Source organism: Streptomyces sp. JJ66 (genome assembly GCF_019303495.1).
GTDB lineage: Bacteria > Actinomycetota > Actinomycetes > Streptomycetales > Streptomycetaceae > Streptomyces.
In genome coordinates this window covers 1-11010 of sequence record NZ_JAEVFI010000050.1, presented here as the reverse complement: position 1 = coordinate 11010, position 11010 = coordinate 1, and the positions used below count along the sequence as shown (strand labels likewise).

10 protein-coding genes and 1 riboswitch are annotated in these 11010 nt (G+C 73.4%); of the genes, 5 read left to right on the top strand and 5 right to left on the bottom strand.

Translation table 11 applies throughout. The features are described from left to right. From JJV70_RS23335 to JJV70_RS22075, 4 genes are all read left to right on the top strand, one after another. A partial coding sequence (locus JJV70_RS23335) for a DUF3987 domain-containing protein (protein WP_219049804.1) occupies positions 1 to 1069 on the top strand: 1069 nt, incomplete at its 5' end. A 192-nt stretch (positions 1070 to 1261) separates the two neighbouring features. Beyond that, positions 1262 to 1495, top strand: coding sequence for a helix-turn-helix domain-containing protein (locus JJV70_RS22085; RefSeq protein WP_219049803.1), 234 nt, complete (start codon positions 1262 to 1264; stop codon positions 1493 to 1495). A 233-nt stretch (positions 1496 to 1728) separates the two neighbouring features. After that, positions 1729 to 2997, top strand: a complete 1269-nt coding sequence (locus JJV70_RS22080; RefSeq protein ID WP_219049802.1) for a tyrosine-type recombinase/integrase — start codon at positions 1729 to 1731, stop codon at positions 2995 to 2997. A gap of 446 nt (positions 2998 to 3443) precedes the next feature. Then, positions 3444 to 4898 (top strand): NAD(P)/FAD-dependent oxidoreductase, encoded by a 1455-nt coding sequence (locus JJV70_RS22075; RefSeq protein WP_219049801.1) that lies wholly within the window; start codon positions 3444 to 3446, stop codon positions 4896 to 4898. Between the two features lie 73 nt (positions 4899 to 4971). Here the strand turns inward: JJV70_RS22075 and JJV70_RS22070 are convergent, their stop codons facing one another. The 5 genes from JJV70_RS22070 to JJV70_RS22050 all read right to left on the bottom strand — a co-directional run bounded on the left by JJV70_RS22070 (position 4972) and on the right by JJV70_RS22050 (position 9542). Further along, positions 4972 to 6081: a hypothetical protein gene (locus JJV70_RS22070; protein ID WP_219049800.1), complete on the bottom strand. Its 1110-nt coding sequence runs from the start codon at positions 6079 to 6081 to the stop codon at positions 4972 to 4974. A gap of 20 nt (positions 6082 to 6101) precedes the next feature. Next, positions 6102 to 7019 (bottom strand): methylenetetrahydrofolate reductase [NAD(P)H], encoded by a 918-nt coding sequence (gene metF, locus JJV70_RS22065; protein WP_219049799.1) that lies wholly within the window; start codon positions 7017 to 7019, stop codon positions 6102 to 6104. Between the two features lie 82 nt (positions 7020 to 7101). Then, positions 7102 to 7794 (bottom strand): thiamine phosphate synthase, encoded by a 693-nt coding sequence (thiE, locus tag JJV70_RS22060; RefSeq protein WP_219049798.1) that lies wholly within the window; start codon positions 7792 to 7794, stop codon positions 7102 to 7104. A gap of 99 nt (positions 7795 to 7893) precedes the next feature. Continuing rightward, positions 7894 to 8259, bottom strand: a complete 366-nt coding sequence (locus tag JJV70_RS22055) for an Rv2175c family DNA-binding protein (protein ID WP_219049797.1) — start codon at positions 8257 to 8259, stop codon at positions 7894 to 7896. An 89-nt stretch (positions 8260 to 8348) separates the two neighbouring features. Then, the gene (locus JJV70_RS22050; protein ID WP_219049805.1) at positions 8349 to 9542 is read right to left on the bottom strand and encodes an NAD(P)/FAD-dependent oxidoreductase; all 1194 of its coding nucleotides are present in this window, start codon (positions 9540 to 9542) and stop codon (positions 8349 to 8351) included. Between the two features lie 138 nt (positions 9543 to 9680). After that, a riboswitch (TPP riboswitch) is annotated at positions 9681 to 9793 on the top strand. Between JJV70_RS22050 and thiO the strand changes: the two genes are divergently transcribed. Continuing rightward, positions 9789 to 11010 (top strand): glycine oxidase ThiO (gene thiO, locus JJV70_RS22045; RefSeq protein ID WP_219049796.1); only part of this gene is annotated, 1222 nt, incomplete at its 3' end. Its footprint overlaps the riboswitch before it by 5 nt.

Below are 11010 nucleotides of genomic sequence, written 5' to 3'. Positions count from 1 at the left end.
CGCGATCGGACGCCGCCCCCACCTCATGGTCGGCAACGACCGCCACCCCTGCCTCATCTGGGCGCTGACGGTCGGCCCCACCTCCACCGGCCGCAAGGGCTCGGCCACCTCCACGGCGCAACGTGTGCTGGCTGAGGCCGTCCCGGAGTTCTTCACCCCCGCCCACACCCCGCGCGGGCTCAACTCCGGGGAAGGACTCATCGAGTACGTCAAAGACAACGGCGACGGCGACGACCCGGCAGCAGGCAGCGCCGACAAACGGCTGTGGGTGGTGGAGTCCGAGTACGCCGTCACCATGAGCAGGGGGCGGCGGGAAGGCTCCAGCCTGCCCGGCGTCCTGCGCCAGGCATGGGACGGCGACTCCCTGGGGTCGATGGTGCGCGAGTCCCTGACCGCCACCCACCCCCACATCGCCATCCTCGGACACATCACCCCCGAAGAGTTCCGCGCCAAAATGCAGGACTCCGAACTGGCAGGCGGCACCTACAACCGGTTCCTCCCCGTCTTCTGCCACCGCAACCTCATCCTGCCCGGATCACGCGGCGCCAGCCCCGAACTCGTGGCCAACCTCGCGGCCGCGTGGCGCACCGTCCTTCACGACGCCGCCCGCACCGAGCGGGTGGACTTCACCCCCGACGCGTGGGCGCTGTACTGCGAAGAGGTCTACCCCGCCCTCAGCGACGACGCCACCGGCGGAGTCATCGCCCAGTTCACCGCCCGCGCCGCCCCCTACGTCCAACGCGCCGCCATGGTCTACGCCCTGNCGCCTGGCAACTCCTCAACTACGCCCGCGCCTCCGCCATCCACCTCATCGGCACCCTCACCGGCAATCCCCAGGTCAACAAGCTGGCCGAAGCCGTCCGCGCCGCCGGACCGGACGGCCTCACCGCCGACCAGATGCGGCGCCTGTTCAAGAACACCACACGCGCAGAGCGGGACCGGCTCGCGGCCGCGCTCTTGGACCAGCCCGGCTACACCCGCAGCCAGCGCCCCACCAAGGGCCGCCCGACAACCGTCCTCACCTACACCGGCTGAGGACGGGAAGGGCACAGCGGCCGACAGGCCCTGACCAGCGCGGACTACGGGGCGGTAAGGGCGACGGAAACCGGGGCGGCAAACCCCGCACCGCCCACCGCCTGACTTACCGCCCCGGTAACCGCACCCCATACCGCACCCCCAGAACCGCAGCTCACAGGGCTTACCACCCTTACCACCCTTACCGCCCCATGCCCCGGCAACCGACCCCCAGGGAGCCGCACCCATGCCCACCACCCCCGCACCCGACCCCCGCACCACCCTGCGCGCCGGTCTCCCCGACCGCTACCTCACCCCCGAAGACCTCGCCTCCCTGCTGGCCGTGCCGGTCGAAACCGTCTACGCCTGGCGCCGCAAGCGCACCGGCCCGCCCGGCTTCCGCGTCGGCAAACACCTCCGCTACGACCCCACCGCCGTCCACACCTGGATCACCCACCTCACCACCCACGACCCCGCCTAACCCCACCACAGCCGTCACCCACCGCACAGGGAAGCGCCCGGGGAGGCAGGGAGTTCTCCCCGGGCACCTCCCCACACCCCCAACCCCCCGCTGAACAGCACAAACCCACACCCCAGGGAGGCAGGGAGGCGCCCGAACCGGACCGCCAGACGGGCACCGAAACGGCTTCCCGCACCCTGCACTACCTCCCTCCCCTCCACGCAGCGTCACCAACCCACAGGAGACCACCACCCATGGCAGGCCACATCCAAGACCGCTGGTACAAAACCGAACCCGACACCAACGGCACACCCCGCCGCGTCAAAACCAACCGCCACGGAACCGGCATGCGCTACCGCGCCCGCTACATCGGCCCCGACGGCACCGAAAAGTCCAAAAGCTTCCCCGACCGGCAAAAGCGCCTCGCAGAAACCTGGCTTACGCAGATCGCTGCGGACATGACACGGGGTCAGTACGTGGACCCTTCAGCGGGGAAAGTGACGTTCCAGCAGTTCACCGCTCAGTGGCTCGCGGACCAGACCACGGACCCGGGCACCATCTCAGCCATGGAATACCGGTTTCGGCTGCACGCCTTCCCGCACATCGGCTCTCGTTCCATGAGCGCCTTTCAGCCGGGCCACATGCGCACCTGGTGCCGCACGCTGAAGGACGCGGGGCTTGCGCCGTCCTACCAGCGCATCATCTTCGCCAACGTCTCCGCAGTGTTCACGGCTGCTGTAGACGACGGGATCATCACGCGCAACCCTTGCCGCGCACGGTCTGTGAAGCCGCCCAAGCCGGACCCTCGTAAGCTCAGGCCATGGACCCACGAGCGGGTATGTGCAGTACGCGGCGCGCTACCCGGGCAGTATGCGGCGCTCGTGGATGTAGGCGGGGGATGCGGTCTCCGGCAAGGCGAGATGTTCGGTCTCGCCGTTGACGAAGTTGACTTCGTGAACGGTGTGGTGCACGTGGTGCGTCAAGTCAAGCTCATTGGTTCGCACCTCGTGTTCGCTCCGCCTAAGCGCGGCAAGCTGCGCGACGTGCCCATGGCCGACCGCGTAGCACACGGCCTAGCTGACCACATCACCCGCTACCCACCCGCGAAAATTACGTTGCCGTGGAAGACGCCAGACGGCCCGCCCGTCACGGCCCCTCTGGTCTTCTACTCCCGGGAGCGGAAGGCGCTAAACCGCAACTACGTAAACCCATACCTGTGGAAGCCTGCGTTGGTGGCCGCTGGCGTCATCCCAGAGCGGCAGCCGGGAGCACGGTTCGCTGCCTCCCGTGAGCACGGTATGCACGCGTTGCGGCACTACTTCGCGTCGGTCCTGCTGGATGCGGGCGAGAACATCAAGGCGCTAGCGGAATACCTCGGGCACACAGACCCCGGGTTCACGCTCCGCACGTACACACACCTGATGCCGAACAGTCAGGACCGCGCTCGCAAGGCCATCGACTCTGCCTTTGGCTCATACCGCCACGCAGGGGGCGGGGAGGGAGGCGCCCCGCTCGCGGCCTGAACAGCAAGCAGGGAACGACCGTGGCCCGCGTCTCCCTTGCATCGGAGACGCGGGCCACGGCCCACAGACGGCCCACCGAGCATAGAACCCGCCCTGACCTGCGACGTTTTCAAATGCGCGATAACTGAGGCCACCCGCTCCCCCCGTTCCCCCGTTTCCCCCTTCATCCCCCCGGTCCCCCGTATCCCCCCGACCGGGTACCCCCTACCGGTAGGCTCCGCGCCGTTCCGCCGCCCCGTGCCGGCGGTGTGGCGCGGTGCCGTCCCGGTGCGCACTACTCTGCCGTCCCGCCTGGTCGCGGCCTATCCGCGCACGTACTCAACCCGTGGCCTTGCAGTAGTAGGTACGGCTACTCACGCCTGCGTAAAGCGCCCATCCGGCGGCAGCGGCGCCCTGGCCGGGACGGGCGACACGGGGGCGGGACGGGGCGGATAGGGTCGGTGGTCATGGGTGAGGTCGTGGTGATCGGTGCGGGGCTCGGCGCGCTGGCGGGGGCCGCGCGGCTGGCGGCGAGCGGCCAGCGGGTCACCGTCTACGAGCGGGGTGAGACGTACGGCGGCGGGGTACGGCGCCGCACGCGGGACGGGTTCGGGTTCGACACCGGCCCCGCGCTGCTGCACCTGCCCGCCGTGTGGCGCGACCTGTTCGTCAAGACCGGCAAGCAGCCGTTGGAGCGCTGCGTCCGGCTGCGGCAGGTGGACCCGGGCGCGCGGCACGTGTTCGCCGACGGCGGCGAGGTGACGCTGCCCGCCGCGTCGCGCTCGGGCACGCTGCGGGCACTGGACGGGGCGCTCGGCGCGGGCGCGGGGCAGCGGTGGGCGGAGGTGCTGGTGCGGGCGCGCACCGTGTGGGACGCCACCCGGCGCCCGCTGCTGGAGGAGCCGCGCACGGGTACCGAGCCGCTGCCGGGCGACCCGTACCCGGCGGTGCGCCGTCGCGGTCTGCTGCGCCGCCGCCCGCCGACGCTGGCCGAGGTGGCCGCCGACGAGCTGAAGGACCCGCGCCTGGCGGCGCTGCTGGAGAGCTACGCGCTCGCCCACGGCCTGGATCCGCGCACCGCGCCCGCGTCCGCCACCGTGCTGGCCTACCTGGAGCAGACGTTCGGGGCCTGGTCCGTCGAGGGCGGCCTGCGCGCGCTGGCGGACGCCGTGCACCGGCGGTGTGAGGAGCGCGGGGTGCGGTTCGTGTTCGGCACCGACGTCACCGAACCGCTCGTGGCGGGCGGCCGGGTGCGCGGCGTGCGGCTGGCCGACGGCACCGAGGTGCCCGCCGATACCGTGCTGGACGGCGGCTGCCCGCACCGCGAGCAGGCACCCGGGCGGGCCCGTCTCACCCTGCTGCTCGCCCTGCGCGGCGCCCGCCCGGCCGACGCCGCGCACCGTACGGTCGTGCACACCGCTGACCGGGACGCGGAGCTGGCCGCGCTGTTCGGCGGGGTGGAGCCGGCCACCGCGCCGACCGTCACCGTGTACCGCCCCGGTGACCCCACCGGCGTCCCGGACGCGCAGCACGAGGCCGTCACCGTCACCGCCACCGTGCCCCCGCACGGCCCGCTGGACTGGACGGACGCGGCCCGCGCCGACGCCTGGACGCGCCGCCTGCTGGACGCCGCCGCGCGGGCGGTGCCGGACCTAGGCGAGCGTCTGCTGTGGCACGAGCGGCACACCCCGGCCGACGCCGCCCGGGAGACGGGCGTGCCCGGGGGCGCCGTACCGGTCCCGGCGCTGGCGGGCACCGGCCGGGAGGCGTCCCGGCCGGTGCCCAACCTGGGTGCGGTGGAAGGGTGGTATGCCCTGGGCGGCTGGGCCCACCCGGGCGGCGGGCTCGCGCACGCGGGCATGTCGGGCGCGCTGGTGGCCGGTCTGGTCACCGAGGGCCGGGAGTGGCGCGGCTCGCGGTAAAACACGTCGGCAGCGGGGAACGCACCGGCGGGCTCAGGAGACGCCTCGGCCGTCTCCGCGCGTTCCGGTGGCCTCAGGAGCCGCGCTGGGGCGGCGCGGGGTAGCCGTAGCCGTAACCGTCCTGGTAGGAGTACGGCTCCTGGGGCACCGGGCCGGACTCACGCTGCTGCGGCACCCACACCCCGTCGGCGGGCGTGTGGGCCTGATCGTGCTGCTGGCCGTATCCGGAAGCGTCCGGGTCGGCCTGCGGGTAGCCGTACGCGTCCCAGCCCCCGGTGCCGTACCCGTACCCGTACGTCTCCTGCGCCGCCGAGTCCCCGGCGGCCCCGGCCCCCGAAGCGGGCTCGAAGCCGGAACCGGAGCCGTCCGGGGCGTACCCGTACAGGCTGGACTCCTGGTAGCTCTGGTAGCCCTGGGAGGGGTCGTATCCGGCGTAGGAGGAGTAGGGGTCCTGGCTGCTCTCCTGGGCGGGCGGCGGGGTGTAGGGGGCGTAGGAGCCGCTGTCGCCGTAGGACGGGTAGGCGGTGCCGTACGGGTCGTCGCCGTAGCCGGTGCCGTACTCGGTGCCGCCCGTGGCGTACTGGTGCTGGTCCTGCTCGGCGGGCGTGCCGGTGCCGCCGAGGTAGGGGTCCTGGTAGAGGCCGCCGCCGTCGCGGGCGGGGGCGTCGTAACCGCCGTAGGACGCGGCGGCGTAGGCGTCGTCCGGCCGGTACTCGGCCGCCCCCTGGCTGCCGTGGCTGTCGTGGTGGCCGGGGCCGCTGTCGTCGGCGTCGCGCTCGTAGCGGCCGTACTGGCCGGTGTCCTCCGGCAGCGGCTCCATCTGGTACGCGGCCGTTTCCTCCAGCGCGGACACCTCCAGTACCGGCGGCGCGTCCGCGGGCTGGGGCGGGGCGTCGTCCGCGTCGTCCGCACCCGCTTTGCGGCGCCGGGAGGACTCCAGCGCCCAGCCGTGGTCGAAGCCCTGGCGGAAGGAGAGGGTGACGAAGGTCTGTCCGAGCGCGAAGGCCACCGTGCCGAGCGCGATGACCAGCACGGACGGCAGCAGCACGCCGAGAACGACGGTGAGGAAGCCGAAGAACGCCGTCAGCCGCCAGCGCAGCCGGGCCTTGTACTGGAGCAGGACCTCCCCCAGCAGCCACAGCGCGACCACGCCGAACGCGATGTAGAGGACCGTCCAGCCCATGTACGCCCCTCTCACCGAACCTATGACCGCCTGTGCAGCCCCAGATTCTCGTAGATTTCCAGGCTCGCCGTGGAGTGATTGAGCGTAATGAAGTGAAGACCGGGGATGTCCTCGGCCATCAACCTCGCACTCAGCTCCGTGGCGTACTCGATCCCGACCGAGCGTACAGCGGCCGGATCGTGTTGCACCGCCAGGATGCGTTCGGCCAGCTCGGGCGGGAAGGTGGCGTTGCTCAGCTGCGCGAACCGCTCGATCTGCCGCACGTTGGTGACCGGCATGATCTCGGGGATGATCGGCGTGTCACAGCCCGCCGCCGCGACCCGGTCGCGCAGCCGCAGGTAGTCCTCGGCGTAGAAGAACATCTGGGTGATGGCGTAGTCCGCCCCGGCGCGGCACTTGTGGACGAAGTGCCGGATGTCGGTGTCCCAGTCGGTGGAGCGCGGATGCATCTCCGGGTAGGCGGCGACGCCCACGCAGAAGTCCCCCGCCTCCTTGATCAGCTCGACCAGTTCGTAGGCGTAGGAGACGCCTTCGGGGTGCTTGACCCACTCTCCCATCGGGTCGCCCGGCGGGTCGCCGCGCAGGGCGAGCATGTTGCGGATGCCCGCGCCCGCGTACTGGCCGATGATGTTGCGCAGCTCGGCGAGGGAGTGGTTGACGGCGGTCAGGTGCCCGACCGGGGTCAGCGTCGTCTCGGCGGCGATCCGCTCGGTGGCCCGGACGGTGCCGTCCCGGGAGGAGCCCCCGGCGCCGTAGGTGACGGAGACGAAGGTGGGGCCGACGGCCTCGATGCGGCGGATCGCGTTCCACAGCGTGCGTTCGCCCTTCTCCGTCCTGGGCGCCATGAACTCGAACGAATAGGAGCGCTCACCGGACGCGAGGAGGTCACGGATGGTGAGCGCGCGGTCGGTTCTGGTGGAGGAGATACCGAGGGCCATACCGGCAGGTTAACGGTCAGTACAGAAGTGTCCACTGCGCCGTCCACGGAATGGACGGCGCCGGGGTCAGCGTCTGTCCAGCTCAGCGGGCCCGCAGTCGCGCGGCGAGCGAGGCGGCGGCGGCGTGCGGATCGGCGGCCTCGGTCAGCGCCCGGACGACGACGACGCGGCGCGCGCCCGCGTCCAGCACCTCGTCCAGGTTGCCCGCGTCGATGCCGCCGATGGCGAACCAGGGCCGCTCGCCGCCGAGCGCGGCACCGCGCTCGGCGGCGTACCGCACCAGCGGCAGCCCGGGCGCGTGGCGGCCGGGCTTGGTGGGCGTGGGCCAGCAGGGGCCGGTGCAGAAGTAGTCCACACCGGGGGCCGTCAGCGCGGCGTCCACCTCGGCTTCGGCGTGCGTGGAGCGGCCGATCAGCACGTCCTGGGGCGACGGGCCGAGGATGGCCCGGGCGGCGGGCACCGGCAGGTCGCCCTGGCCCAGGTGCAGCACGTCGGCGCCCGCGGCGTGGGCGACGTCGGCCCGGTCGTTGACGGCGAGCAGCTTGCCGTGCCGGCGGCAGGCGTCGGCGAACACCGCCAGGTGTTCCAGCTCGGCCCCGGCCTCCAGGCCCTTGTCCCGCAGCTGGACGATGTCCACGCCGCCGGAGAGCACCGCGTCCAGGAACTCCGGCAGGTCGCCCTGCGCGGTGCGGGCGCCGGTGCACAGGTAGAGCCGTGCGTCGGCGAGCCGCTGGGCGGCGGTGGGCGCGGTGGCGGTCGCGGTGGCTCTGGGCATCGGACAATCCCCTGACGTACGTGGACCGCGCGGCCTGCCGTGCGGCACCGCGCGGAAGCGGTGCCGCACGACCCTGCGCGCGGTGGGTGCGGACCAGTGTCAGACGGCGAGCGCCTGGGCCCGGCGCTTCACCTCCGTACCGCGATTCTCGCGCAGCGCCTGCGTCGGGGTGCCGGGCAGGGTGTCATCGGGGGTGAACAGCCACTCCAGCATCTCCTCGTCGCTGAAGCCGTCGTCCCTGAGCAGGGTGAGCGTTCCGGACAGGCCCTTGACGATCCGGCCCTCGCCGATGAACTCGGCGGGCACCATCAGCACCCGGTTCTCCCCACGGCGCACCGCGAGCAGCTGGCCTTCCTTCACGAGCTGCCGCACCCGCGTCACCTCGACGTCCAGCTCCTCCGCGACATCGGGGAGGGTGAGCCAGGCGGGGACGAGAGCGTCGGTCTTCGCATCAATCTCGGTCACACCCCCAAGCCTGCCATCGCCCCCCGACATCCGGCACAGCGCCCACGCCGCCCGGCGTAACCCGGGCCTCACAAGGACGGGCACTACAGCTAGAGCGCCGCCTTCTTCAGCGGTACCGCCGGGTCAGCGGCCAGGGTGGGGTCCAGCGGGGTGCGGGCTTCGATGAGCTTGCGGCCCTGGGCCAGGTCGCGGGGGCGGCCGACGGCCAGGAGCGCGCCGAGGGCGCCGTCACGCAGCCAGCACACGGACCACGCGGCGCTGGTGGGATCGCCGCGCCACACCAGCTCGTCGCTCGCGCCGTGCCAGCCGACGTACTGCACGAAACGCCCGAACTGCTCGGACCAGAAGTACGGCACCGGGTCGTACACCGCCGGTCCGGCGTCCACCGCCTTGCCCGCGTCCCCGACGATGCCCGCGGCGACGACGCGCGGCCCGTGCAGCGCGTTGTCCCAGTGGTGCACCAGCAGGCGGCGGCCGTAGCGGGCGGAGGGGAAGGAGGCGCAGTCGCCGACGGCGTAGACGTCCGGCACCGAGGTGCGCAGGCGCGCGTCGGCGAACACGGAGCCGTCGGGGGCCAGCTCCACTCCGGAGCCGTGCAGCCACGCCGTGGCGGGACGGGCGCCGATGCCGACGACCACGGCGTCGGCGGCGAGCACGGTGCCGTCGGCCAGCTCGACCTTGCGCCCGGGGTCGGCGTGCAGCCGGGCGACGGCGACCCCGGTGCGCAGCTCGGCGCCACACTCGGCGTACCAGGCGCGCATCTCCCGCGTGACCTCGGCGGGCAGCGCCCCGGCCAGCGGCTGGTCGGCTGCCTCGACGACGGTGACGGGGCACCCGGCCTCCCGCGCGGCGGTGGCGAACTCCGCCCCGATCCAGCCCGCGCCGACGATCACGACGCGCTGCCGCTCGCGCAGCACCGGGCGCAGCCGTTCGGCGTCGTCCAGCGTGCGCAGCAGGTGCACGCCGGGCACCTGGCCGCCCCCGGGCAGCACGACGGGTTCGGCGCCGGTGGCGAGGACAAGGTGGTCGTAACCGACAGTCCCGCCCGTAGTGTCCACCTCGCGCGCGTCCGGCCGCAGCCCGGTGACGCCGTGGCCGAGCCGCAGGTCGATGGCGAGCGCGGTGAAGTCCACGTCGAACGCGGAGCCTTCGGCCTTGCCGCTGAGTACCGCCTTGGACAGCGGCGGCCGGTCGTAGGGCTGGTGGGGCTCGGCGCCGATCAGCGTGACGGCCCCGGGCCATCCCTGCTCGCGGAGCTGCACCGCCGTCTGCACCCCGGCCATGCCCGCGCCGACGATCACGACGCGCTGACTGGCCTGCTCGCTGCGTGAAGTCACATGGTCACTGTAGGGCGGCCGCTTCGGCGTGCGCAGGGCCCGGCAGTAGGGTGGTCGTCACACAGACCAGTGCGCACTCGGAAGGTGCGCACGCGCGGGAGCCCGGCGGTACCGGGCTGAGAGGGAGGCTGACGGCCTCCGACCGTAGGAACCTGATCCGGGTCATGCCGGCGAAGGGAGGAGCTGGAAACCATGCGCGTGGTGATGGTCGGCGGCGGCGTGATCGGGCTGGTCACGGCGTGGCGCGCGGCGCAGCGCGGGATGCGCGTGAGCGTCGTGGACGAGGCCCCGGGCGGCGGTGCCGCGCAGGTGGCCGCCGGGATGCTGGCGGCGGTGACGGAGCTGCACTACGGCGAGGAGGGCCTGCTCGCGCTCAACCTCGCCTCGGCGCGGCGGTACGCGGACTTCGCGGCGGAGCTGACGGACGTCACCGGGCTCGACGTCGGCTACCGGGCGTGCGGCACGCTCGCCGTGGCGCTGGACGCCGACGACCGGGCGCACCTGCGCGAGCTGCACGCGCTCCAGCAGCGCTGCGGCCTGCACGCCCAGTGGCTCACCGGCCGCGAGTGCCGCCGGCTGGAGCCGATGCTGGCGCCCGGGGTGCGCGGCGGGCTGCGGGTGGACGGCGACCACCAGGTGGACCCGCGCCGTCTGTCGGCCGCCCTGCTCACCGCCTGCGAGCGGGCGGGCGTCACCTTCCACCGCACCCGCGCCGAGCGCCTGCTGCTGTCGGACGCCGCCGACCGGGCCGCCGGGGTGCGGCTGGCGGACGGCGGTGAGCTGGCGGGGGACGCCGTCGTGCTGGCCGGGGGCAGCGAGAGCGGGCGGCTGCCGGGGGTGCCGGAGGCCGTCGTCCCGCCGGTGCGGCCGGTCAAGGGCCAGGTGCTGCGGCTGCGCATGCCGGGCGCGCCGTCCGGGTCCGGCCCGTTCCTGTCCCGCACGGTGCGCGCGGTGGTGCGCGGCTCGGCGGTGTACCTGGTGCCGCGCGCCGACGGCGAACTGGTGATCGGCGCGACCAGCGAGGAGCAGGGCTGGGACACCACGGTCACCGCTGGCGGGGTGTACGAACTGCTGCGGGACGCGCACGAACTGGTGCCGGGCCTGACGGAACTCCCCCTGGTGGAGACGCGGGCGGGGCTGCGTCCGGCGTCCCCGGACAACGCGCCGCTGCTCGGCCCGAGCGCGCTGCCGGGCCTGCACCTGGCCACCGGCCACTACCGCAACGGCGTGCTGCTGACCCCGGTGACCGGGGACGTGCTGGCCGAGGCGCTGGCCAGCGGCGAGGTGCCTCAGCTGGCCCGCCCCTTCACCCCCCGGCGCTTCGGCCCGGCCACCGCTCCCCGGCGCACCGGCGCGGGCGCCGGGCCGCGCGCGGGCGCGTCGCCGCGCGCGAGCACCCCGCCCCACCCGGGCG